Annotated in this window: 24 protein-coding genes; 11 read left to right on the top strand and 13 right to left on the bottom strand. The window is 63.4% G+C overall.

Translation table 11 applies throughout. The features are described 5' to 3' along the window. Positions 1–342: 342 nt before the first annotated feature. Positions 343–1,377 (bottom strand): IS110 family transposase, encoded by a 1,035-nt coding sequence (locus RX328_RS16200; RefSeq protein WP_317258590.1) that lies wholly within the window; start codon positions 1,375–1,377, stop codon positions 343–345. A gap of 170 nt (positions 1,378–1,547) precedes the next feature. Further along, positions 1,548–2,732 (bottom strand): adenylate/guanylate cyclase domain-containing protein, encoded by a 1,185-nt coding sequence (locus RX328_RS16195; RefSeq protein WP_213251462.1) that lies wholly within the window; start codon positions 2,730–2,732, stop codon positions 1,548–1,550. 118 nt (positions 2,733–2,850) lie between these two features. Here RX328_RS16195 and RX328_RS16190 point away from each other — a divergent pair, with 118 nt between their 5' ends. Then, positions 2,851–4,545, top strand: coding sequence for a GMC family oxidoreductase (locus RX328_RS16190; RefSeq protein WP_213251463.1), 1,695 nt, complete (start codon positions 2,851–2,853; stop codon positions 4,543–4,545). A 14-nt stretch (positions 4,546–4,559) separates the two neighbouring features. On the opposite strand, the gene aroC is transcribed toward RX328_RS16190, so the two are convergent. The 3 genes from aroC to fabI form a co-directional block, all read right to left on the bottom strand. Then, on the bottom strand, positions 4,560–5,648 hold the full coding sequence (gene aroC / locus RX328_RS16185) for a chorismate synthase (RefSeq protein ID WP_213251464.1): 1,089 nt from the start codon (positions 5,646–5,648) through the stop codon (positions 4,560–4,562). A gap of 195 nt (positions 5,649–5,843) precedes the next feature. Further along, on the bottom strand, positions 5,844–6,443 hold the full coding sequence (locus tag RX328_RS16180; RefSeq protein WP_213251465.1) for a histidine phosphatase family protein: 600 nt from the start codon (positions 6,441–6,443) through the stop codon (positions 5,844–5,846). Between the two features lie 12 nt (positions 6,444–6,455). Next, entirely contained in the window at positions 6,456–7,286 is an 831-nt protein-coding gene (gene fabI / locus RX328_RS16175) for an enoyl-ACP reductase FabI (protein WP_213251466.1), read from the bottom strand. Positions 7,287–7,474: 188 nt separating this feature from the next. Here fabI and RX328_RS16170 point away from each other — a divergent pair, with 188 nt between their 5' ends. Next, positions 7,475–7,963, top strand: coding sequence for an RNA polymerase sigma factor (locus RX328_RS16170; RefSeq protein WP_057843379.1), 489 nt, complete (start codon positions 7,475–7,477; stop codon positions 7,961–7,963). 59 nt (positions 7,964–8,022) lie between these two features. Next, entirely contained in the window at positions 8,023–8,796 is a 774-nt protein-coding gene (locus RX328_RS16165) for an anti-sigma factor family protein (protein WP_213251467.1), read from the top strand. A 310-nt stretch (positions 8,797–9,106) separates the two neighbouring features. On the opposite strand, the gene RX328_RS16160 is transcribed toward RX328_RS16165, so the two are convergent. Both RX328_RS16160 and RX328_RS16155 read right to left on the bottom strand, forming a co-directional pair. Then, the gene (locus tag RX328_RS16160; protein ID WP_213251468.1) at positions 9,107–10,075 is read right to left on the bottom strand and encodes a DnaJ C-terminal domain-containing protein; all 969 of its coding nucleotides are present in this window, start codon (positions 10,073–10,075) and stop codon (positions 9,107–9,109) included. 126 nt (positions 10,076–10,201) lie between these two features. Further along, the gene (locus tag RX328_RS16155) at positions 10,202–10,609 is read right to left on the bottom strand and encodes an RT0821/Lpp0805 family surface protein (protein ID WP_213251469.1); all 408 of its coding nucleotides are present in this window, start codon (positions 10,607–10,609) and stop codon (positions 10,202–10,204) included. Positions 10,610–10,731: 122 nt separating this feature from the next. Between RX328_RS16155 and pdxH the strand changes: the two genes are divergently transcribed. After that, on the top strand, positions 10,732–11,373 hold the full coding sequence (pdxH, locus tag RX328_RS16150) for a pyridoxamine 5'-phosphate oxidase (RefSeq protein ID WP_213251470.1): 642 nt from the start codon (positions 10,732–10,734) through the stop codon (positions 11,371–11,373). Positions 11,374–11,480: 107 nt separating this feature from the next. After that, entirely contained in the window at positions 11,481–12,233 is a 753-nt protein-coding gene (locus RX328_RS16145) for an SDR family NAD(P)-dependent oxidoreductase (protein WP_213251471.1), read from the top strand. Between the two features lie 145 nt (positions 12,234–12,378). Here RX328_RS16145 and RX328_RS16140 read toward each other — a convergent pair whose 3' ends face one another. Both RX328_RS16140 and RX328_RS16135 read right to left on the bottom strand, forming a co-directional pair. Next, positions 12,379–12,597, bottom strand: a complete 219-nt coding sequence (locus RX328_RS16140) for a hypothetical protein (protein WP_213251472.1) — start codon at positions 12,595–12,597, stop codon at positions 12,379–12,381. A gap of 131 nt (positions 12,598–12,728) precedes the next feature. After that, a complete protein-coding gene (locus RX328_RS16135; RefSeq protein WP_213251473.1) occupies positions 12,729–13,706 on the bottom strand; it encodes a magnesium transporter CorA family protein in 978 nt (325 codons plus the stop codon). A gap of 338 nt (positions 13,707–14,044) precedes the next feature. On the opposite strand from RX328_RS16135, the gene RX328_RS16130 reads away from it, so the two are divergent. Beyond that, positions 14,045–14,731 carry a L,D-transpeptidase gene (locus RX328_RS16130; protein ID WP_213251474.1) on the top strand — a complete coding sequence of 229 codons (687 nt, stop codon included), beginning with the start codon at positions 14,045–14,047 and terminating at the stop codon, positions 14,729–14,731. A 28-nt stretch (positions 14,732–14,759) separates the two neighbouring features. On the opposite strand, the gene RX328_RS16125 is transcribed toward RX328_RS16130, so the two are convergent. Beyond that, on the bottom strand, positions 14,760–15,881 hold the full coding sequence (locus RX328_RS16125) for an extensin family protein (RefSeq protein WP_213251475.1): 1,122 nt from the start codon (positions 15,879–15,881) through the stop codon (positions 14,760–14,762). Positions 15,882–15,965: 84 nt separating this feature from the next. Here RX328_RS16125 and RX328_RS16120 point away from each other — a divergent pair, with 84 nt between their 5' ends. Next, positions 15,966–17,594: a fatty-acid--CoA ligase gene (locus tag RX328_RS16120; protein ID WP_213251476.1), complete on the top strand. Its 1,629-nt coding sequence runs from the start codon at positions 15,966–15,968 to the stop codon at positions 17,592–17,594. 92 nt (positions 17,595–17,686) lie between these two features. Here the strand turns inward: RX328_RS16120 and RX328_RS16115 are convergent, their stop codons facing one another. Beyond that, positions 17,687–18,577 carry a helix-turn-helix domain-containing protein gene (locus tag RX328_RS16115; RefSeq protein ID WP_213251477.1) on the bottom strand — a complete coding sequence of 297 codons (891 nt, stop codon included), beginning with the start codon at positions 18,575–18,577 and terminating at the stop codon, positions 17,687–17,689. A 201-nt stretch (positions 18,578–18,778) separates the two neighbouring features. Between RX328_RS16115 and RX328_RS16110 the strand changes: the two genes are divergently transcribed. From RX328_RS16110 to RX328_RS16100, 3 genes are all read left to right on the top strand, one after another. Then, positions 18,779–19,147: a twin-arginine translocation signal domain-containing protein gene (locus RX328_RS16110; RefSeq protein ID WP_249726363.1), complete on the top strand. Its 369-nt coding sequence runs from the start codon at positions 18,779–18,781 to the stop codon at positions 19,145–19,147. Positions 19,148–19,159: 12 nt separating this feature from the next. Further along, positions 19,160–19,894: an aldo/keto reductase gene (locus RX328_RS16105; protein ID WP_312017998.1), complete on the top strand. Its 735-nt coding sequence runs from the start codon at positions 19,160–19,162 to the stop codon at positions 19,892–19,894. Between the two features lie 91 nt (positions 19,895–19,985). Beyond that, positions 19,986–20,675 (top strand): formylglycine-generating enzyme family protein, encoded by a 690-nt coding sequence (locus RX328_RS16100; protein WP_249726364.1) that lies wholly within the window; start codon positions 19,986–19,988, stop codon positions 20,673–20,675. A gap of 136 nt (positions 20,676–20,811) precedes the next feature. On the opposite strand, the gene RX328_RS16095 is transcribed toward RX328_RS16100, so the two are convergent. Continuing rightward, complete coding sequence (locus RX328_RS16095) at positions 20,812–21,840, bottom strand: hypothetical protein (protein WP_249726365.1); 1,029 nt, start codon at positions 21,838–21,840, stop codon at positions 20,812–20,814. A gap of 658 nt (positions 21,841–22,498) precedes the next feature. Between RX328_RS16095 and RX328_RS16090 the strand changes: the two genes are divergently transcribed. Next, on the top strand, positions 22,499–23,350 hold the full coding sequence (locus tag RX328_RS16090) for a DUF1499 domain-containing protein (RefSeq protein ID WP_213251479.1): 852 nt from the start codon (positions 22,499–22,501) through the stop codon (positions 23,348–23,350). Between the two features lie 144 nt (positions 23,351–23,494). On the opposite strand, the gene RX328_RS16085 is transcribed toward RX328_RS16090, so the two are convergent. After that, positions 23,495–24,412 (bottom strand): MBL fold metallo-hydrolase, encoded by a 918-nt coding sequence (locus tag RX328_RS16085; RefSeq protein ID WP_213251480.1) that lies wholly within the window; start codon positions 24,410–24,412, stop codon positions 23,495–23,497. Positions 24,413–24,416: the final 4 nt, after the last annotated feature.

Genomic DNA, 24,416 nt, shown 5'->3' with positions numbered 1-24,416 from the left:
CTACTCGTAGCCCGGATGGAGCGCAGCGTAATCCGGGGACAGCTCGGGCCGCGGCGCAAATCCCGGATTGCGCTTCGCTCCATCCGGGCTTCTGTAACGGGCCTTGGTTTGTCAATCCCTCTTGCTTGGTCCACTTGCCGGGCACTTGCTTCTGTACGGGATCGGCGCTGAGGCCGTCACCTTCTGGGGTGCATGAGGAACCGGCCGGCCAATCTACGGGGTGCGTGGTTGTGAGCCGACTTCCCGGATGGCGGCCTGACCGGATCCATCGTCCCGGCGAGGGACTTCGCTCGGGGAGAGCCTGGTGTCTTGGCCCGCCCGGAATCGATCGATGCTCCTTGCTTAGGTTGCGGTGGCCTTGGCCATCGGGTTGAACGGTTTGGCGTCGGCAAGCATGCGGTGCAGGATGACGGCAAGCTTGCGCGCCAGCGCCACCTTGGCCTTGCGCATGCCCGCGCGTTTGGCGATCCGCATCGCCCAGCTCTTCAGCGCCGAGCAGCCCTTGATCGGTTTGGTCAGCATGACGTGAGCGGCCTGGTGGAGTGCCTCCCGCACCGAGGCATCGCCAATCTTGCTGATGCGGCCGGTGTAGTCTTTTTGCCCCGACTGATGTTTCTTCGGGGTCAGTCCGAAGTGCGCGCCTGTGGCCTTGGATGCGCGGAATCGCTTCGGATCATCGATCGCAGCGGCATAGGTGAGAGCGACGATCGGACCGACTGACGGCGTTGTCATCAGAAGCCTGGCCGGCGGATGCGATCGGGCGAGCTTCTGGGTTCGCTTGTCCAGGCTGCTGAACTCGCGCCGCAGCACGGCATGGGCTTCGAGCAGCGCCTTTGCCACCAGCTCCAGTCCAGGATGGCCGGCGACCAGCTCCCGGATACGGCTGGCGAACGTGCATTCGGTGGTCTTGCCGACCTTCAGGCCAAAGCCCCGGAGCACGCCACGCAGACTGTTCTCGACGTCGCGCAGCTTCGACTGCAGCAGTTTGCGCGCCGTCAGAACCGCACGCGTCTCCTGCGCTTCGATCGACTTGCAGTGCACCGGGCGGAACCAGCCCAGCCGCATCAGTTGCGCGATCCCGCGGGCATCATTGCGGTCCGACTTCACCGGCATCGATTTGAAGGCATCGCGGACGTGCCGCGTCTCCAAAAGCTCGACCGCAAACTTCGCTTCGCGCAGCGCCGCGTAAAGCCATTGCGACAGAGGACCTGCCTCCAGGCCGATCCGCTCGAGCGAAAGCCCCAACGACCGAAACCAGGCGATCAGGGCCTCCGGCTCGCTCGCCACCTTCGCCTCCCGCAAAATCTTGCCCGCGCCATCGACCACGCAAATGGTCGAGCTTTTCAAAGACACGTCGATTCCGGCATAGTGGTACATGGTCGTCCCTCGATGATGCTTGGAGCGGGCTCGCCCGACTCCGGTTATTGACACCATCAGTCTGTGGGACGACCGCCTCCCGGCAAAGCCGCACGCGAGCGCGCTTCCAAATCGCGCCGTAGCGAGCGTGCGGCTGGTTCGGCCGGCCCGTTACCCCATCTACGGATTCCTTAGGCCGCCGATTTTTCGTCGGCCAGGCCGTAGACGCGTGCCGCCTTTGAGAAACCGGCAACCGGAAACTCGCCCAGCTCGCTCCAGCCGCCGCGGCAAATTCCGGCAAAGCCTTCGGAGGCGACGACGGTGCGGCCGAGCTGGCTGGCGATCTTTTCCAGCCGCGCGGCGAGATTGACCGCGGGGCCGATGCAGGTGAAGTCGAGCCGATTGCCGCCGCCGATATTGCCGTAAAGAATTCGCCCGACATGCAGGGCAAGGCCGAAGCGAAAACGTTCGATCGTGTCTCCAATCGGATAATTCAGCTCGGCCACGCTGGCGCGGGATTCGTGGGCGGCCTCCACCACATGCGAGCAGACCTTCTGCTCGTCGCCCACATATTCGTCGATCGGAAATACCGCGAGCAGCCCGTCACCCATGTATTTGAGCACGTCGCCGCCATGCTTCTTGATCGCCGCGACCTGGCAATCGAAATAGCGGTTCAGGATGTCCACGACGGCCTCGGCCGGCAGCCGGTCCGACAGCGCCGTGAAGCCACGCAGATCGGACAGCCAGATCGCGGCGTTCATCGTCTCGGTGTGGCCGCGCCTGATCTGGCCGCCGAGAATCCGCTCGCCGGCACGGTTGCCGACATAGGTATCCAAGAGGTTCGCGGCCATGCGGCGCCAGTTGATGATCTCTATGACCCGCGACAGCGGCGTGTTCAGCCCACGCAAGGCCGCCAACTGCTCATCGGTGAAACCGCCTGATTGCTTCGTGGTCCAGCTTGAGGCGTGAATGGTTCCGTCGGTAAAAAACAGCGGCAGCGCGATGTAATCGGTGACGCCTTCGGCGCGCAGCTCCTCGACGATCGGAAAGCGCGCGCTCTGCGGGTCGTCCGCACGGGCCCGGACTTCCTGTCCCTGCTGGAACACGATGATGATGGGGCTGTTGTGAAAATCCGGTGAATCCAGAATCTTGTGATCGACCGTGCCGACCTCGACGTCGGTGCCCGGCTTCCAGATGAAACTGCGGCCGTAAATGTCGGGATGCAGGGTTCGAACGAAGACGCCGACACGCCAAAGCGGCAGGCCCGCCGCGACCATCCGTTCGCAGGTCTCGGCCATGAAGCTCTTGGGGCTGGCCGCGGATCTCCCGCCGTCGATCAGCCAGTCGGTCAGCTTCTGCAGTTCGGAGGCGTTCATGCGCAGGTATTTGCCGCGCAACTGCAGCGCGCGTCAAGCGCGCTCGCAACGACAGCCGGCGTGACCCGGCGACGACGCTGAGCTAGCTTTACGATGCAAAACAAGAGGAAACGTCAAAGTGTACGACACTATCATCGTCGGCGGCGGATCAGCGGGCTCGGTCATGGCCCACCGGCTCTCCGCCAGGAGCACCAACAAAGTTCTGCTCTGCGAAGCGGGCCAGGACACGCCGCCAGGCAACGAGCCGCCCGAGATCCGCGACAGCTATTCGGGACTGGCATATTTCGATCCGCGCTTCCACTGGACCGAACTCAAGGTCACAACCCAGGTCGTCAGCCATAACAACCCCGATGAGAGCCGACCGCCGCTGCGCAAGTACGAGCAGGCGCGCGTGCTGGGTGGCGGATCCTCCATCAATGGCCAGATGGCAAACCGCGGCGCGCCGACCGACTACGCGGAGTGGGAGGCCCGCGGCGCCGCAGGCTGGAACTGGAAGGACGTGCTGCCCTATTTCAAGAAGGTCGAGCGCGACCTCGATTTCGACGGGCCGTTCCACGGCAAGGACGGGCGTATCCCCGTCCGCCGCATTCCGCACCAGCACTGGACGCGGCACTCACAAGCTATGGGCGAGGCCTGCAAACTCGCCGGTTTTGCGTTCCTGCCCGACCAGAATGGCGAGTTCGTCGATGGCTACTTCCCGGTGACACACTCCAACCAGGACGAACAACGCGTCTCGGCCGCGATGGGCTATCTCGATCGCGAGACGCGCAAGCGCGCCAACCTGACCATATCGCCCAACACAGAGGTCAAGGAGCTGCTGTTCGAGGGCACGCAATGCGTCGGCGTGAAGGCGCTGGTCGATGGCCGGGAACAGGAGTTCCGCGGTCGCGAAGTCATCCTCTCCTGCGGTGCTATCCATTCGCCGGCGCATCTATTGCGCGCAGGCATTGGACCGGTCGGGCATCTGAAGGAGATGGGCATTCCGGTCCTGATGGGCCTTGCGGGCGTCGGCCAGGGGCTGATGGATCATCCCTCAATCGCGTTGTCGTCCTATGTCCGCCGTGGCGCGCGCATGAACGAGCACACCAGGCGCCACATCCAGATGGGGCTGCGCTACTCCTCGGGGCTTCCGGGCACACCAGCCGGCGACATGTTCGTGGCCGTCCTCACCAAGTCGGCTTGGCATTCGGTCGGGGAGCAGATCGCCTCGCTGCTCACCTTCGTCAACAAGACCTACTCGGAGACCGGTCAGGTCAAACTCGCTTCGCGCGACCCGCGGATAGAACCGATTGTCGAGTTCAACCTGCTATCCGACAGGCGCGATCTCGACCGCCTCATGAGCGGTTTTCGCAGGATGGCGGCGCTGCAGATGAGCGCGCCGCTCAAGGCAGTCACCGATAAGCCATTCCCGGCCTCGTATTCCGACCGCGTCCGCAAGATCGGCGTCGTTAACACGAAGAACAAGGTTCTCACCGCCATTGCCGCAACGCTGATGGACGGGCCGGCGGCGCTGCGCCATTACATAATCGACAACTTCATCGTCGAAGGTTTTACGTTCGAGCAGGTCATGAGCGACGACGAGGCGCTCGAAGCCTTCGTGCGCAAGGCGGCGATCGGCGTGTGGCATGCCTCCTGCTCATGCCGGATGGGCCGGCCGGACGATCCGATGGCGGTCGTCGATACGCAAGGCCGCGTCAAGGGAGTGCAGGGCTTGCGCGTGGTCGACGCTTCGATCTTCCCGGTGGTGCCATGCGCCAACACCAATTTCCCGGTCCTAATGGTGGCGGAGAAGATCGCAGACACCATGCTGTGAGAGAAGGCGGGACCCTACCCGCCGACCTGCCCGCGATGGCGCAGGAAATGATCCGCCAGCACGCAGGCCATCATCGCCTCGCCGACCGGCACCGCGCGGATGCCGACGCAGGGGTCGTGGCGCCCCTTGGTCATGATGTCGGTGTCAGCGCCGGCGCGGTCCACCGTCTTGCGCGGCGAGAGGATCGACGAAGTCGGCTTCACCGCAAAGCGCACCACCACCGGCTGGCCGGTCGAAATGCCGCCGAGCACGCCGCCGGCATGGTTGGACAGGAAGCGTGTGCCGTTATTGCCGGTGCGCATCTCGTCGGCGTTTTGCTCTCCGGACAATTCAGCCGCGCCGAAGCCGGCGCCGATCTCGACGCCCTTCACCGCGTTGATGCTCATCATGGCCGCCGCCAGATCAGCATCCAGCTTGGCGTAGATCGGCGCGCCCCATCCTGGGGGCACGCCTTCGGCGACCACTTCGATGACCGCGCCGATCGAGGAGCCGCTCTTGCGGATGCCGTCGAGATATGTCTCGAAGAACGCCGCGCTGTTCTCGTCGGGACAGAAGAACGGATTGCGCGCAACCTCGTCCCAGTCCCACTTGTCGCGGTCGATCTTGTGCGGGCCCATCTGCACCAGCGCGCCGCGCACCTTTACGTCGGGCAGAATTTTGCGCGCTATCGCGCCGGCCGCGACCCGCGTCGCGGTCTCGCGCGCCGACGAACGGCCGCCGCCGCGATGATCGCGCAGGCCGTATTTCGCCTCATAGGTGAAGTCGGCATGCCCCGGGCGAAACTTGTCCTTGATCTCGGAATAGTCCTTGGAGCGCTGGTCGGTGTTCTCGATCAACAGCGCGATCGGCGTTCCCGTCGTCACCTGGACGCCGGTTTCGGGATGCGCCATCACCCCGGACAGGATCTTGACCGCGTCCGGCTCCTGGCGCTGGGTGGTGAAGCGCGACTGTCCCGGGCGACGGCGATCGAGATCGTGCTGGATGTCCTCTGATGTCAGCGGGATCAGCGACGGACAGCCGTCGACCACACAGCCGATCGCGACCCCATGGCTTTCGCCGAAGGTCGTGACCCGGAACAGATGGCCGAAGGTGTTGTGGGACATGGTGCCGGCATTTGGCGTTAATGTTGATTGTCAACGTTTGGTAACGCGATGCAGGGGGCTGGTCAAATCACCTATCACCTCGTCATGGCCCGGCTTGTCCCGGCCATCCACGTCTTACTTGGCGGCGCATTCGAAGGAAGACGTGGATGCCCGGGACAAGCCCGGGCATGACGGAGGATAGGCCAGACACCGCCCTTAACTATACTTCTTAAGCCCGCCGTCGCGGAACACGTAGACCGCGCCCTGCTCGATCACGAGGTCGGCGGCGCTGGCCGGCGTCTCGATGCCGAGCGCCACCATCAGCGCCCGCGCGGTGCCGCCATGGGCCACGGCGACGGTATCCGCCTGCACGGAATCATACCAGTCGCGCATCCGGTGCTGCACCTCGGCATAGGTCTCCCCGCCCTCCGGCGCCATCGTCCACTTGGCGGTCAGCCGTTTTGCATACAGCACGGGATCGGCCGCCTGCATCTCGGCCAGCGTCGAGCCCTCCCAGACGCCGTAACGGATCTCGCGCAGGCGGTCATCGAGCGCGTAGTCTTCCGGCAGGAGTTTCAAGACGCCGCGCACCAATTCCATCGTCGCCCGCGCGCGCGTAAGCGGGCTTGCGACGAACGGCAGCGCGGAGCTTTCGCGGCCATCGCGCGCGAGAAGCTCGGCGAGTACATTGCCGGCATGGGCCGCCTGCTTGCGGCCAAGGTCGTTCAGTGGAATGTCCTGCGCGCCCTGCAGCCTGCCTTCCGCGTTCCACGACGTCTCGCCATGGCGGATGTAGTAGATCACGGGCACAGCCATCGGACTATCAGGCTATTCCTTAGCTGGCGAATTGGAGAGCGAGATGTCGGGCGCGTCGGGGCGCTTCATGCCGACAACGTGATAGCCGGAATCGACGTGATGAACCTCGCCGGTGACGCCGCGCGACAGGTCCGATAACAGATACAGCGCGCCGTCGCCGACTTCCTCGATGCTCACGGTGCGGCGCAGCGGCGCGTTGTATTCGTTCCACTTCAGAATGTAGCGGAAATCACCGATGCCGGACGCCGCCAGCGTCTTTATCGGCCCTGCCGAGATCGCGTTAACGCGGATGTTCTTCTCGCCGAGATCGGCGGCGAGATAGCGCACGCTGGCTTCCAGCGCGGCCTTCGCAACCCCCATGACGTTGTAATGCGGCATCCATTTCTCGGCGCCGTAATAGGTCAGCGTCAGGATCGAGCCGCCGTCGGTCATCAGCTTCTCGGCGCGCTGCGTGATCGCAGTCAGCGAATAGCAGGAGATCAGCATGCTCCTCGAGAAATTATCCTGCGTCGTCTCCAGATAGCGGCCGTCGAGTTGATCCTTGTCGGCGAAGGCGATGGCGTGGACCACGAAATCGATCTTGCCCCACTTTTCGCGGAGCACATCGAACACCGCATCGATCGTCGCGGCATCGGTGACGTCGCAATGGCCCAGCAGGAGGCCGTTCAGCTCCTTGGCCAGCGGTTCGACCCGTTTCTTCAGCGCATCGCCCTGCCAGGTGAGCGCGATTTCCGCGCCTGCGTCGTGGCATGCCTTGGCGATGCCCCAGGCAATCGAGCGGTTGTTGGCAACGCCGAGGATCACCCCGCGCTTGCCCTGCATCAGACCTGATTTTTGCGACATCCGGTTTCCAATCGAGCTCGATATGGGACTTGGAGGTACACCAGCGCTCCAGCGCGGTCGAGCCCAAATCCGCCATTCGGATTAACGCTGTTTCTCATGCGCCTCAATGGCCGGAATAGAGGCCTCGATTGGGTGTTATGTTGAATATGGCGTTCACGCCGGACAACCCTTTTTGTAACCTGGTGCCGATGACCGCGTTTCGTCAAAGTGTCGAAGCCATGATACCGGCGCTCCGCCGCTATGCCCGCGCGCTCGCGCGCGATGCCGATATCGCCGATGACCTGGTGCAGGACACGCTGGTGCGTGCGTTGCGTTCGGAACGGTTGTTTCTCGGCGGCGACGTCAGGAGTTGGCTCTACACGATCCTGACCAACCTCAACAAGAACCGGCGACGGTCGCTGGCGCGGCGGCCGCAATTCATGCCGCTGCTCGACAACAACCCGGACGCCAGCGGGACCGAGGCGGAAGGCCGCGACATCGCGCGCGCGCTTTCGACGCTGGTAGAAGAGCAGCGCTCGGTGCTGCTGCTGGTGATGCTGGAAGGGCTGAGCTACCGCGAAGTCGCCGACATCCAGGGCGTGCCGATCGGCACCGTAATGTCCCGGCTTGCCCGCGCACGCGCGCACGTCAAGGCTTCGCTCGAAGGCGAGCGCGCGGCGCTGCGGCGGGTGAAATGATCAAGCGTGATGGCAGGCGTTATGCATCGACAGGTTTCGAATAGACAGAGACGACGACAATGACCGATCCCAACATCCCCGTCACCGAAGACGAGCTGCATGCTTACGTCGACGACGAGTTGCCGGCGGAACGCCGCGGCGATGTCGAGGCGTGGCTCGCTGCGCATCCCGACGATGCCGCGCGGGTGCGGTCGTGGCGCACGATGGCGGAAGCGCTGCATACCAGGTACGATTCGGTTGTCGACGAGGCGGTGCCGAAACGGCTCGAGATCGAACGGCTGGTACGACAGCCGCGCAAATGGGTGTACGGCGCGATCGCAGCCGCGCTGGCGGCATTCATCGTCGGCGGCGGCGTCGGCTGGCTAGCGCGCGGCGCTTCCGCTGCGCCCTCGGCGATCCAGAGTTTCACGGCGGAGGCGCTCGATGCGCATCGGCTTTACGTGGTGGAGGTCCGCCATCCCGTCGAAGTGCCTGGCAGCGAACGCGCCCATCTCCAGAAGTGGCTGACCAAGCGCTGCGGCTGGGTCGTCCGCGCGCCCGAATTGACGGCGGTCGGTCTGAAGCTCGTCGGCGGTCGGCTGTTGCCGGGTCCCGCGGGTCCCGCATCCTTCATGATGTACGAGAGCGCATCGGGCGAACGCATTACGATCTACACTGCGAAGTCGGACGCCGAAGCGACGCAGATGCGATATCAGGCGCAAGGCAAGGAGAACTCGCTGTTCTGGGCCGATGACGGCGTTGCCTATGCGGTGGTGTCGAGTGGCATTGACCGTGAGCGGCTGACGCCAATCGCCCAGGCCGTCTACGATCAGCTGGAGAAAAGCGGCGGATAGGCAACATGATGCGGCAGATTGGCAACATCAGGCGGCTTGTCCAAATTCTGACATCGAAAATCTGGAATCAAACCACCAGCGCGTCTCATTAATGCACCGGGTGATCACGCGAAAATGAGTAGCGCTCGATCCGCCGATCGGCGCAAGCGGCCTCGATCGGGGTTTGGTACCGCGCTGGTCCCCCTTTCGAGGCCGCCCCTTTTTCCGGGAAACCCTTTGTTTCCTGGAAAGAAGTGCGCTTTTTGGGAAACTCCTGCTCGGAACCCCGCTATCAATTCCACGCAAAATCTGCGCCGCGAACCCGGCCGAATCAGCCGAAATCGCTGCGCGGATTGTAGGGGTGGCCATTGCGCCACTTGTGCATCAATGCCTCAAGCTCGCTGTCGTTCCCGTCCGGCAAAATAATTCGGGTGGTGACGAACAGGTCCCCGGTTTCCCCGGGCTTGGGCAGGCCCTTGCCCTTGAGGCGGAAGGTACGACCGCTCGAGGTATTTTTCGGGATCGAGAGCTCGACCGCGCCACCCAGGGTGGGCACGCGGACCTTGCCGCCCAACACCGCCTCATAGAGCGTGATGGGCAGATCCAGGCGCAAATCGCTGCCATCGACCTTAAAGAAGGGATGCGGCGCGATGCTGACCGTAATCAGGAGATCACCCGGTGGGTGGCCCGGCGTGGTTTCGCCCTGCCCTTTTAGCCGGATCTGCTGACCGGCGGTGACGCCTGCGGGGATCTTGACGTTGAGCTCCTTGCCGGTCGGCAAACGGACGCGCTTTTCCCCGCCCTTGACCGACTCTTCCAGCGACACCGTCATGGCGACGTTCAGATCGAGATCGAGGCCGATTCCGCCGGTGTCGAATTCAAAGGTGCGGCCGCCGCCGGCACGTCCGCTCCTGGCGGCGCCGCCGAACATGCTGTTGAGGATGTCCTCGAAGCCCGCGCCACCCATGCCGCCGGGACCGCCGCCGCTGCGGAAAGTGTAGGATTCGAAACCGCCTCCACCGGCTCGGCCGCGCGCGTCGCCGGAAAAGCCGCCACCAGGAAAACCCTGGAAGCGCGGCTTGCCCTCGGCATCGATCTCGCCGCGATCAAACTGCTTGCGCTTGTCTTCGTCGCCGATGATCTCGTTGGCCGCGTTGATCTCGGAAAATCGCGCCGCAGCCTTCGGATCGTTCTTGTTGTTGTCGGGGTGATGCTTCTTGGCGAGCTTGCGGTAGGCACTCTTGATCGCCGTCGCGCTGGCGCCTCGCGGCACCCCCAAGACCTCGTAGGGGTCGCGCATCCGTCACGTCTCCTTCACGGGAATTCGGTTCTCTGAAGCTTAGGGCAATTCGCCCGCTTTGGCTTCATCTGGGGAGCCAGTTGCATTTTTGCAACGACCCCTGGGTCGCTCGGAACAGTCGAACGGCTATCCCCTCGTCCACGGCTTGATCGTATGGATCTCCCATCTACCATGGCCGGCCTTGCAGGCGGCGCCCTGCAGCCATCTTTCTGAGCGGCCGTTGACGTAACTCGCCAGGAAATCCCGGCAGGTGCGCCCGTCTTCCGAGGAATAGGCCTGGGACAGCGGTGTCACCGAGCCGCGCGCGCCGGTCTCGGGATTTTCCCAAGGCTGGCTGGAATCCTTGTCGCCCTTGGTCAGCACGTCGGAGGCGGCGATGCGGGCAAAGGCGAGATCGCTCTCGGTCGGCACCGGCGGGGCGGCCGGTTGCCTGCCCACTGAACCCGTGACGTCGGCAGGGTTCATCTTGGCGTAGGCATCCGGACGCAACAGGCTGCAGCCGCCCGAGCCGAGACCGATCAAAATCAACGTCATCACAGCGCCCGTCGGCCCGATCGCCGATAGGCCAACGCGTCCCCATGCCCTATATAGGGCGTGCCCGTATCGGGGCTGCAACGCGTTCTGGGACGCGAGGGTACGCAACTGGGACTCCTGACATGACGGACACGACCTCCATCAAACACCCGACACCGTTAACATCGGGTGATTTTACCGCGGCCGAGGAACCGTTTGCGCTGTTCGCCGAGTGGTTTGCGGAAGCCGTGAAGTCCGAGCCGAACGATCCCAACGCGATGGCGCTGGCGACCGTCGATTCCGACGGCCTACCCGATGTCCGGATGGTGCTGATGAAGGGCTATGATGCCGATGGTTTCGTGTTCTACAGCCACATCGCCAGCCAGAAGGGCCGCGAACTCGCCGCAAATCCTAAGGCGGCTTTACTATTTCACTGGAAGTCGCTGCGCCGTCAGGTGCGCATCCGCGGCAGCGTGACGCCGGTTACGGACCAGGAAGCCGATGCTTATTTCGCGACGCGTCCGAAGCAGGCGCAGATCGGCGCCTGGGCCAGCAAGCAGTCGCAGCCGTTGGAGAGCCGCTTCGCCTTCGAGCAGGCGATCGCCAAGGTCGCGGCCCGATACATGATCGGCGAAGTGCCGCGCCCGCCCGGCTGGAGCGGCTGGCGCATTGCGCCCCAGTGTTTCGAATTCTGGCACGATCGCCCGTTCCGCCTGCACGACCGCATCGAATTCCGCCGCGATGCGCCGACAAAAGCCTGGAGCAAGGTGCGGCTCTATCCCTGATTGGATCGTCGTGGCCGGGCTGAACCGGCTGCCCACGACTTTCTTCTATGCGACAAGACGTGGATGTCCGGGACAAGACTGGGCACCACGTAAACCGAGAGACCTGTATGCCTTCCTCATCAAACGCGCCGCGGCGCACGTTGCTCCTGACCGGTGCCAGCCGCGGCATCGGCCACGCCACCGCGATCCGGTTCTCCTCGGCCGGCTGGCGCGTCATCACCTGTTCGCGGCATGCCTTCCCGGAAGTCTGCCCGTGGGGCGCAGGCCCGGAGGATCACATCGAGGTCGACCTCGGCAGCCATGACGACACGGTGCGCGCGATTTCCGAGATTCGCAGGCGGCTGGAGAACGACGAGCTGCACGCGCTGGTCAACAACGCGGCGATCTCGCCGAAGGCGCCGGGCGGCGGGCGGCTTGGCACCATGGATACTGATGTCGAAACCTGGAACCACGTCTTTCACGTCAACTTCTTCGCGCCGATCATGATCGCGCGTGGACTGCTTGAGGAGTTGAAACACGCCAGGGGCGCGGTGGTGAACGTCACCTCGATCGCGGGCTCGCGCGTGCACCCGTTCGCGGGCGCGGCCTATGCGACCTCGAAGGCCGCACTCGCGGCGCTGACGCGCGAGATGGCGTTCGACTTCGGCCGCGTCGGCGTCCGCGTCAACGCGATCGCGCCCGGCGAGATCGACACCTCGATCCTGTCGCCGGGCACCGAGAAGATCGTCGAGCAGCAGATTCCGATGCATCGCCTCGGCACGCCGGACGAGGTCGCCAAAATCATCTATGTGCTGTGTACGGAAACCAGTTCGTATGTGAACGGCGCCGAGATCCACATCAACGGCGGCCAGCACGTTTAGTGCTTGGAATGATCGCAACCCTTCAACCCTCATGGTGAGGAGGCGCGCTAGCGCCGTCTCGAACCACGAGGCCCGTGGCCCATCCTTCGAGACGCGCGCAAGGGCGCGCTCCTTAGGCTGAGGTTGACGTTTGCGGATACGATATTCACTCCGCGCAAAGCTTCCGCGTCGCAGTTCGCACCGCTGCCGCAGCGACGTTTAGCGTGCTCGAACACTCGTCCTCGTTCTCGCCGTCCGCCAGCACAGCACCGCAGTGCCGGCAAAGCCGCGTCGAGAACGCCTGCGCCTTGCCAACGCTGCGGCCCTGCTGATAGCGGGCCAGATCGATAACGTTGCGTGGCGACATTATGAGTTTCTCAACCATGGGATCCTCGCGGCCTGAGAGACACGTTATCGCAGACAAGTTTCGACCATTCGTTCAGTCCACCGCTCAAATTTTAGCGGTGGAGTTGAGTCGATCTTTCGCACTTCGGGATCCGCAAGGGAACCGCCGATCTACAGCCACTTCTTCCATCTGAAGAACAGGTACGGCAGCACTGCTGCCATGAGCATCATGATGAGCGCCATCGGATAGCCGTGCGCCCATTCGAGTTCCGGCATCATCTTGAAGTTCATGCCGTAGACCGACGCGATCAAGGTCGGCGGCATCAGCACCACCGCCATCACCGAGAACAGCTTGATGATGTTGTTCTGTTCGAGATTGACGACGCCGAGCATGGCATCGAGCGTGAAAGTGATCTTGTTGGAGAGATAGGAGGCGTGGTCGGTCAGAGAAACGACGTCGCGCTGCATGGTCTTGAGCTGCTCGCGCATGTCCTTGGACCATTTGACGCCCTCCACCACCGCCGATAGGAAGGTGACGACGCGGCCGATCGAGACCAGGCTCTCGCGGATCTTGGAAACCAGATCCCCCTTGCGCCCGATCGCGATCAGGATCTGCGAGTATCGCTTGGCCTGGCCATGCCGTGCGCTTTCGGGCTCGAAGATGTCATGCGAGACCTGATCGACCTCGGCGCCGGCGCGCTCCAGAATGTCGGCGCAGCGGTCGATCACTGCGTCGAGCAGTTCCATCATCACCATCTCGCCCGATATCCCCGGCATGCAGGAGCGCGCCAGCTTGTGCTCGACCAGAGCAAACGGCTTCGGCTCGTCGTAGCGTACCGTCACAAGTCGGTGACCGGCGAGAATGAAGGTGACGGCCGTGGTCTTCGGCATGTCGGTGTCGGATTGGCACATCAGGGTAGCGGTCATGTAGCGGGCGCCATTCTCGATATAGAGCCGGCTGGAAATCTCGATTTCCTGCATGTCTTCCCGGGTCGGCACCGCGATCCCGGCCAGCCGTTCCACCGCCCGGTCCTCCTGGCCCGTCGGGTTCAACAGATCGATCCAGACCGCATTTTCCGGCAGCGCCGCCGGATCCGCGGCGGGGAGCTTCTTCAGGGAGGATTCGGAGGGAACAAACACCGAAAACATGAGCAACTCCGGAACGGGTGGAAATCCTACCCAGCGGCACTAAACCCGATTCTGGCAAGCGCTTCATGACCCGCGCATTAACCGGCAGTCGATATTTACGGCAGCGGGGTGGCGGCCGCGCGGCCGCGATTTGGCCCCGCGCCATCCCTGCCCAGAAATCAACCGGAAGTCGCAAAATTTGCGGCATAAAAGCCACAGCTAGCCTTCCGCAGCGCACGATGGACGTGCAAATGCTGGCATATCAGCCGGCTTTTGCGGATAATGAGATTAATGGAATCGTCGCGTTTGAGGCGCAAGATTGCGGCTTGCGAACGCCAGACTTTCGATTGGAAGTAGTCATGTCGCTCAAAGTAATGTTGGGGTTGCTCGCCGCTGGCCTTGCGTTGTCCGGCTGTATGCCGGCAACCACCTATCAGGCCGCCCCTGAAGCCACCCTAAAGCCGAACGACAAGGCCCAGCTCGCGAAGGCGCGCTACGCCGCGGTCAAGCCCCCAGAGCCGTTCCGCCGCGCCATCGTCGACTATCACCGCAAGGAACTGCCCGGAACCATCGTCGTCGATTCCGACAACCACTACCTCTATCTGGTCCAGGACGGCGGCAAGGCGATCCGCTACGGCGTGACCGTCGGCGAGGAAGCGTTGGCTTTCTCCGGCATCGCGCGCGTCGGCAACATGGCGGAATGGCCGAAATGGACGCCGACCGCCGACATTCACAAGCGCATTGAAGGCCTGCCGGCCTCGGTGCCCGGCGGCGTCGACAATCCGCTCGGCGCCCGCGCGCTCTATCTTTACCAGGGCAACCGCGACACGCTGTTCCGCATCCACGGTACCAACCAGCCGGAATATATCGGCGCCTCGATCTCTTCGGGCTGCATCCGCATGACCAACGAGGACGTCATCGACCTCTACAGCCGGGTGAAGACGGGCACGATGGTCGTCGTGCTCGAGCCCAAGCAGGGTGACTCGCCGTTCAATTCCAAGATGGCGCTGCAGGGCGGCGGCAACAGCGGTCCGATGGCGCAATAACCTGAAGCGGTCAGACCGTATTCGAAGATCAAGAGCGCCGGTTTTGCCGGCGCTTTTTCGTTGCGGGCTTCTTCTCCTCGCGCGGCGGCTCGGCCTCATCCGATTTCTCGGCGTTGGATTTTTCGGCTTCAGGCTCGGCATCGGGCTTGGCAGCATCCCGCTTGGCTTCGTCCGGCTTAGTGGCGACCTCGCGCGGCGGCGCTTCCTCGGGCCGTTCTGCCGGCAATAGCGGCGCCTTCTGCGGCAGCGGATCCCATACATCCCACTGACAGATCCGGTAATTGCCGCGCCGTTCCATCAGGTCGAGATGGATATGATCCTCGTGGTACCAGTCCGAGCCCGGACCCAGCACCGTCGAGAACCGCGCGCAGGCGGAATGCAGCACGGTCTCGCGCAATTCCCGCGGCACCATGCGGTCGGTCAGCGAGATCAGGCGGCCGTTGGCGAGCCTGAAGGCGCGAACGTCGATTGCGTTGGCGCGGCCGTGCTCGGAGAGTCTCGCGCCGACGATGCGGTTACGGCCGCGGCACTCGAACGAGGCGAAATTATCGAGATCGGAGACGGCGCTGCCGAGCCGCTCCGCCAGTGGCGCGATGTCTTTGCGGATCCAGTCGGCGAGCGCGGACGCCATGGGACAACGCAGGATCGCAGCGGGCTTCACCGACACGCGCCGCTTGTCCGGGAGCACGATCGCTTCCAGCCGCACCAAGTCCTCGCCCCCGCAGCCGCCGTTGCCGCGAATGTCGGGGATACTGGGAGCGATGGCCACTTCGTCCGTCAACGCCAGCCGGCAGGCCGAGGGTTGCGGCGTGGGCTGCGGTGCGGGCGCGGCCTGCTCCTTGGCCTTGTCTTTCTCAGGCGACGCCTGCTCCTTCTCGGGCGGCCGTTCAGGCTCGGCAGACGGCGCCTCGGCAGGACGCGGCTTCGGCAGCGGCACGGCCGCGCGGCGCGCCTTTGCTCGCGCACGCGGTTGAAATTCCCTGAACAGGTCATCCCACGGCGCGGCGCGTGACGCTTTCGCCGCCCAGGCCGGCTCGACTGGCATGCCAATCAACAGCGCCGCTGCGGCGACGGTAACCATTGCCGCTGCAATACGGCCAAAGGCGCCATTAGCCCATTTTCGGCTTGCTTTCTGCGCGGTAAAGTTCATTTCAATTCCATGAACTTAACGCCGATCCGCCGGCAACGTTCGCGGATCGTGCGGCAATAAACAAACCATCGGAGGAAAGTGCGTATGCTCGGATTGATGCAAGATTGGCCTTTGCTTTGCCATCGGATTATCGAACACGCGGCGAAGTATCACGGCACGCAAGAAGTCGTCACGCGGTCGGTCGAAGGTCCCATTCATCGCACCAATTACGCCGAAATTCATGCGCGCGCGCTGAAAGTATCGCAACGGCTCGACGGCGACGGCATCAAGCTCGGCGACCGTATCGCCACCATCGCCTGGAACACCTGGCGCCATCTCGAATGCTGGTATGGCATCATGGGAATCGGCGCGATTTGCCACACCGTCAATCCGCGGCTGTTCCCCGACCAGATCGCCTGGATCATCAACCACGCGCAGGACCGCGTGGTGATCACCGATACCACCTTCGTGCCGATCCTGGAAAAGATCGCGCCCAACCTGCCGAGCGTCGAGCGCTACATCGTTCTGACCGACAAGGCACATATGCCGCAGACCACGCTGAAGAATGCGGTCGCCTATGAGGATTGGATCGCGGAAGCGGACGGCAAGTTCACGTGGAAGGACTTTGACGAGAATACCGCGGCCGCGATGTGCTACACCTCAGGCACCACGGGCGACCCCAAAGGCGTGTTGTATTCGCACCGTTCCAACGTGCTGCATGCGCTGATGGCCAACAACGTCGACGCTCTCGGCACCAGCGCCGCCGAAACCATGCTGCCGGTGGTGCCATTGTTCCATGCCAATAGCTGGGGCATCGCGTTCTCCGCGCCTTCGATGGGCACCAAGCTCGTCATGCCCGGTCCCAAGCTCGACGGCGCTTCGGTCTTCGAGCTTCTCGAGACCGAGAAGGTCACGCACACCGCCGGCGTGCCGACGGTGTGGCTGATGCTGCTGAACCATATGTCGGCCAACAATCTGAAGCTGCCTCACCTCAAGAGCGTGGTGTGCGGCGGCTCGGCGATGCCGCGCTCGATGATCAAGGCGTTCGTCGACATGGGTATTCGCGTGCGCCACGCCTGGGGCATGACCGAGATGAGCCCGATCGGCACCGTGGCAGCCTTGAAGCCGCCGTTTGCCCAACTCTCCGGCGAGGAGCGGCTCGACATCCTGCAGACCCAGGGCTACCCGCCGTTCGGTGTCGAGATGAAGATCACCGACGATTCCGGCAAGGAACTGCCGTGGGACGGCAAGACTTTTGGCCGCCTCAAGGTCGCCGGCCCTGCGGTCGCCAAGGCCTACTTCAAGGTCGATACCGACATCCTCGACGAGGAAGGCTATTTCGATACAGGTGACGTCGCCACCATCGATCAGCACGGTTACATGCGGATCACCGACCGCTCCAAGGACGTCATCAAGTCCGGCGGCGAATGGATCTCATCGATAGACCTCGAAAACCTCGCGGTCGGCCATCCCGCGGTCGCGGAAGCCGCTGTCATCGGCGTCTACCATCCCAAATGGGACGAACGTCCGCTGCTGATCGTGCAACTCAAGGCCGGCCAGCAGGCAAGCCGCGAGGACATCCTGAAATTCATGGACGGCAAAATCGCAAAATGGTGGATGCCCGACGACGTCGTCTTCGTCGACGGCATCCCGCACACCGCAACCGGCAAGATCCTAAAGACCGCGCTTCGCGAGCAGTTCAAAAGCTACCGCTTCCCGAACGCGGCGGCCTGACGCAAATCTGTCCCTCCGTGCCGGAGGGACAGCCTCAGGGTGTGACGCTGATCGCACCACTGGCCCGCTGGTTGTCCGTCGAGAAATTCTTGTCAGAGATGGAACGAGCGTCGATATTGGGATGGGCTCTGGCCGGTGACCGAGCGGAAGACGCGTGCAAAATGCGCGGGACTGAGAAAGCCGACGCGCATCGCCATCTGCGCGACCGAGAGCTTGCTGCTTGCAAGCAGCTGCTTTGCCATCGCGACGCGCCGCGCATGAACGAACTCCAGCGGCGTCTGTCCCGTCGTTGCCCTGAATGCGCGATGGAAATGGCCTTCCGACAGCTGGGCAAGATCAGCGAGATCGGCAATCCGAATTGTCGCGCTCAAATGCGCGTCGATGAATTCGGTGACGCGCCGCAACCGCCACGCAGGCAGTCTAATCGATGTATCCTTCATTCGCGCACCGCCGTATCGGCGTGCAAGGTACAGAATGAGGGCGAGGCTCATCGTGTCGCAATAGATCGTGTCGAGGCCGCCTTCCAGCGCGTCAAGCCGCTCGAACTCCGCCAGCATGTTCCAGACGAAGCTGTCTTCCGACCCTGACAGCGGGCCCAGTGCCTCGATCGACGCGCGCGCTGTCGCCGAAAGCTTTGCCGGATCGAGTGCGATGGCTGCCCACCGCCATTCCACATTGTGCAGCCGAAGCCGTCGCTCGCAGCCAGCCGGGAGAAATGAGACAGTAGACGGTAAATCGGGGCCGTCATAGCGATGCCCGCCATCAGCCGAAATTTCATGCCGCTCGGCGCCGCCGGACAGGGTCGCCATAATGAGGTGATTTGGCGACAGGATGCGGCCCTCGACGACGGATGTCATCGGCCGGTGCGCGGTTTCGAATGCACTGCTCGTCCATTGGGTGCGCCGCCAGCCATCCGGCCGGGAACTTAACCGATCGATTGTCGACGCGCCTTCAGACGCATCTTCAACAGCATCACGTTGCATGGCGACTTCCTGGGTACAGACATTCCCGAACAGATATAATTTCTGAAACCTCAATTCGTTACCAGGTGGAAATGGAACTGGTCGTCGCGTCAGGATCAATCAGATCGGATCAGGAACCCGCGCGACAAATCGAGTTAAAGATCATTTCTATCGGCAGGCGACCCTGCCGATTGCAGCAGGGCGCATCATCGGAGATGTGCCATGGATAAGACACGTCAAGATTCCCCGCTTACGACCGATCGCCGCCGTTTTCTGGGCGCCGCCACAGCAATGGGCGCTATCGCCGCGACAGCCGTGCATGAAACGGCACTTCGCGTTTCAACCGCCAATGCGCAGGCGCCTGCAGGCGGTGCACGGACGCCTGCAGCGGGATCAATACTGAACCGAACGATCGGCCGCACCAATGAAAGCCTTCCGGCGCTCGGGCTGGGCACGTTTCTGACCTTCGACCTGCTGCCGGGCCGCAATCGCGACGCATTGCGCGAGGTCACCAAGAGATATGTCGATGCGGGCGTCCGGGTGGTCGATACGTCGCCTCTCTACGGTACAAGCGAGGTCAGCGTCGGCTGATTTCTCAGCGCAATGGGCGTGACGGATCAGATGTTCATCAGCAACAAGATCTGGTCGACCGGCGACTACCTGGCCGACGAAAGTCACGCGTTGGCCAGCATGGAGCAGTCGAGGCTGCGGCTGTGGCGCGACAAGATAGACCTGTTCCACTGCCATAGCCTGGTCAATGTCGACGCGATCGTGCCGCTGCTGCGCGCATGGAAGAAAGAGGGCAGGATTCGCTATGTCGGCGCCTCCGTCCACGAGAACGACTACCATCACATTCTTGCAGGCTTAATCGACAAGGACCTGGTTGATTTCATCCAGGTCAACTATTCGATTTTCAATCGCCATGCCGAAGAGCGCATCCTTCGCGCGGCGATGGATAAGGGCATTGGCGTGTTGACAAACATGCCGCTGGAAAAAGGCCGCTTGCACAAGATCGTCGAAGGCCGGCCGCTGCCCGATTTCGCTCGCGACATCGGTGCGGAGAACTGGTCGCAGGTCTTCATCAAATGGGCAATGGGCCATCCGGCGGTGACGACCGTTCTTGCCGCGACATCGAACCCGGATCACGCAGCCGAGAATGTCGGCGCGCTGCGCGGACCTCAGCCTGATCAAGCCATGCGGCAGCGGATGGCGCGGCACATGGAAACCATTGCCGGCTTCACCAATCTCGCGTCGATGCAATGGTATCCTGACAAGCAGGGCATGTATCAGGGCGTCATTCGTCGTTCGCAGGCGGCATTGCGGCAGCGCATGAGTTAAACGATGAGCGGCAGGCGCGCTGGGTTTGGTGTTCCTGCCATTCCTCACCGTGATGCGGCGAGACAAGGAGTAACTCGCACATGAAATGGCATTGGATCGCATTTCCATGCGGGTTGATGGCGATAGCCAGCATTGCATTCGCCGAATCTGGCGGACGCGAGAATCTGGCAAGTTTGCCATCGACTGGACCGAAGTCACGATCGGCCAGTTTCGGAAGTTCGCTGCCGAGCGGGCTCTGAAGACCGCGGCCGAACAGGCGGGTGGTGGGCATGAATTCGAGGGCGGCTGGATCCGTCGCGTCGGCTGGACGTGGTCGACGCCGTTCGGACAGCCGGGCAGCGAGGATGAGCCGGCTGTGCATGTGTCGTGGAGCGAAGCTCGTCACTACTGCTCCGCCATTGGCGGACGCTTGCCTACGCTGGAAGAATGGGAGCACGCCGCCTACACCGAAACGCGCGCCAATCCTACCGATGATTTTGTAAGGGGACGCACCTATCCCTATCCTGCTGGCGACACGCCTGATGGCATGAACACATCCGGGAACGATCGCTGGCCGCGCCACGCAGCCACCGGCACCACGAAGCGAGGCATCAACGGCCTCTATGATATGGGTGGCAATGTCTGGGAGTGGCTTGCGGATCGCCGCGGCGACGAAGCCCTCACGGCTGGCGGGTCGTGGTGGTACGGTGCGGACAAGACACAATCGCCAGCCGTACAGTGGAAACCGGCCGACTTCTTCGCCGTTTATATCGGGTTTCGCTGCGCTTACGGTCCTCAGTAGCTCCGATTGCACTTCCCTGCCACCAGCGAAGTCGGCTTGAAGCCCGTTGACTGTCAACGCAAGCCTTCCCGCCCTTGTCCGGCAGAACCGACTGGTGTCCCGGGCCTGCGCGGCCATGAACTGCGCCGCGTCCAAATCAGCGCGAGAGCGCCAGCGCGTCGAGTTGTCGCTGCGCGTCGGGTTCGCCCCATTCCTTTGCCCGCTGATACCAGAGGCGGGCCTGCGCAACGTCCGCCAGCGGGCCCTCGGCGCCCATCTGCCTGAGCCGCGCCGGATCGTAGGTGGTGCCGAGGAGCAGCGCGGCGCGCGCATCCCGCGCTTCCGCTCCACGCATCAGCAACAGCCGCGCCGACTGCACGTCGCCGGCAGCGAGCAGGTCCTGCCCGCGTTTGATCAGAGTAGCGATCTCCTTCGGATCGAGGCTGCGCACGACCTCCGCCTGCTGCCGGACGGCCGGCATCGGCGGCGCGGCTGCGGCCATGGCAACCGGCGGCGGTGCGGCGACCGGCGCTGCAGAAACCGGCGCTGCAGCAACCGGGGTCGGCGCGACAACCGGCCGCGCAGCGACGGTTGGCAGGGGCGTCCAGGTCAGCCGCGTGGAGGTGCCGGTGAGCGCGACGCCATTGCCGTCACGCAGCTCCGCCGTCACCAGCATCTGGCCGGTGAAGCCATCCGGCGGAATGACCGAAACACCGGAAATTTCCGTCGCCGGCACGCGCCACTCGCTTGGACCGACACGCTTGCCGGACGTCAGCCGTGCGCCGGCAGTCAGTCCATTGACGGATACGAATGCGTCGGGCGGCGGAGCGCCGACGTGAATTCCGAGCGGCACCGGATCGTTGGTGAACCCGCTGCCGTCCTGTACGGCCAGGGTCGCCGTACGCCTCGCTGGCTGCGGCTGCGGTGCCGGAAGCACCGACGATTTCACCGACTGCCAGGCGGCCGAAAGCGACGGGTTGTCCTGGTTTGCGGGGCGCTGCGACGATGGGATGGCCATGACGAGAAGCATCGCGATGCTCGCCGCAATCGCCACCGCGATCGAGAAACGGATGACCTGCTGAAACAGCGCGCGCCGTCCCGACAGGTCACGGAGCACGGACGGCGCTTCGACCGGCGCGTTGTCCCTCGCCTCCTGCATGGCTTGGGCCACGGCCTTGGTGAACATTTCGGAATCCGGGCGGCGTGCGGGCTTGCTGAAGGGCTGCAAGGGCGGTCCTTCCGTCGGCATTCGCGGACGCCAGCCATCGTCATTCTGCATAAGCATCGTGCCCGGTTGATCGCTGCTCGTTCGTTCCCTCAGCTCACGCGGCGCATAATATGCCGGATCGTTAGGGCCGACATATCCTTCGTGCTTTGCATCACTCATACTGAACACTCGCCCCCATGGGGCCTTCCGCCAGCCCCGCGGACGTATGCCGATTGCGCCCTTTGCGATCCTAGAACTCCGGGGGCGCAACCGCAATTTTTTTGCGGCTCCACCCGGCAACAAAGACCGTGAGTTGAGATCATCCTGCAGCGCTTCCGGCTGACGCCCGCCGTTTCCCCTTTGGCTGGCGCTCGCCGGTGTCCCGTGCAGGACAGTCCCGTTTTGCGGCAAATACGACAACCTGGCGGCGAGAGGTAGACGAAAGTTGGACCAACTTCAATCTACAACTAATAATCAATTTACGTGGATGGTTAACCCGTCAGGTTGCTGCACGCAGCGCATTGCCCGAGTAGTATTGCCTGCAAACTTGAAATTCGCGCCACGCCGTGGTCTCAAGCTTGCGAGTTTGCAGCCGGCCCGCCGGCCAGACAGATTTCAGAAACCCGGCAGATTCACGATGGCCCGAAGGTTTTCCGCTCCCTACCAGTCGGAGCCCGTGTCCAGCCTCGCCACCTGGTCACGCAACCTCGCCATTTTCGCCGTGGTCGCGGTGATCGTTTCCATTCTCATTGTCCGCTTCGGCTTTCTGGAGGTGAAGCCGGCACTGGCGACATTCTTCGGCGCGCTCGGTTTGGCCGTGCTTTCCATTCTGGTCGGCCTCGCCGCCTTTGCCGCGATCTGGCAGAACGGGTCGCGCGGCATGGGCCGGATCCTGCTGGCGTTCCTGATCAACGCGCTCCTGCTTGCCTACCCGACCTACCTCGCCCTGCAATACAGCAAGCTGCCGCCGATCCACGACATCACTACCGATCCGATCGATCCGCCGCGCTTCGAGGCGCTGGCGCGGCTGCGCAGCGGCGAAGGCGCCAACTCCGCGGTCTATGCCGGGCTCTATTCGGCCGAGCAGCAGCGGATCGCCTATCCCGACATCGAGACCGTGGAACTCGAAGTCCCCCCGCAACGGGCCTATGAAGTGACGCTGGGGCTGGTCACCAAGCGCAAATGGCTTGTGATTGACGAACGGCCGCCGCAGCCGCCGCGCCGCATCGGCCGCATCGAGGCGGTGGCGCGAACGCCGATCATGGGATTCCGCGAGGACATCTCGATCCGTATCACGCCCGATGGCGAAGACTCGCGCGTCGATATCCGCTCCTCCTCGCGCTATTTCGAAAGCGACCTCGGCAGCAACGCCGCCCGCGTCTCAAAGCTGATCGAGGACATCAACGCCGCCGTCGACAACGCCAAACCCGCGGCGCCGAAGAAGTCGCAGACGCCGGCCAAGGCGCAGGCGAAGAATGTGAAAAAGTGACACGCGAAAGCGCGTCATTCCGGGGCGCGTCTTAGCGCGAACCTCAGGTGCGCAATTGCGCACCGGGGAATCTCGAGATTCTCAGGTGCGCAATTGCGCACCATAGTTCGACACTTCGTGTCGCCCCGGAATGACTACGAGAGATCAAGCCATCCGATAAGTCCCGCCGATCACCGGATCGCCATCGGTCGCCACGATCCCGCGGGCGACCAGGTCTTCCAGATGCGCCAGCACGGAATAGCCGGCGGCATTGGTCAGCCGCGGGTCGATGCCGATATAGATCGCGCGGACCATGGTCGGGATGTCGGTCTCGCCCTTGGCAAGCCGATGCAGGATCGAGGCCTCGCGGGCCTGGCGGTGCCGGGTCAGGAAACGGACGTAACGCGGCCCTTCCGGAATTTCCGGCCCGTGCCCTGAGAAATACAGATCCTCCTCGCGCGCTTCCAGCCGCGCCAGCGAGGCCATGTAGTCGCTCATCGATCCGTCCGGGGGCGCGACGATCGACGTCGACCAGCCCATCACGTGGTCGCCGACGAAATTGATCTTTCGCTCGGGCCACGCGAACGCCAGGTGATTGGCTGTGTGGCCGGGGGTTGCGACCGCCTCCAGCGCCCAGCCCTGCCCTTCAATGACGTCGGCATTCTTGACCTCGATGTCGGGCCGGAAATCGCGATCGGCGCCGGATTCCGGATTGTGCTTTTCGCTCTCGAAGCGCGGCCGCGAGGCGCGGTGCGGCCCCTCGGCATAGACGGGCGCGCCGGTGGCCGCCTTGATCCGTGCGGTGTTCGGCGAATGGTCGCGGTGGGTGTGGGTGACGAGAATATGCGTCACTGTCTCGCCGCGCACGGCGTCGAGCAACGCCTTGGCATGCGCTTCATCATCGGGACCGGGATCGATGATCGCGACCTTGCTTTTGCCTACGATGTAGCTGACTGTGCCGGTGAAGGTGAACGGGCTCGGATTGTCGCAGAGGACCCGCCGCACGCCGGGCCGCGGCTCATCGACGACGCCGGGCAAAAGCGGGAAATCGCGGTTGAACGGGATGTCGTCGTTGTCGGCCATTGTT

The organism is Bradyrhizobium sp. sBnM-33, assembly GCF_032917945.1.
In the GTDB taxonomy this organism is placed as follows: Bacteria; Pseudomonadota; Alphaproteobacteria; order Rhizobiales; family Xanthobacteraceae; genus Bradyrhizobium.
This window is presented reverse-complemented; position numbering and strand designations above follow the sequence as displayed.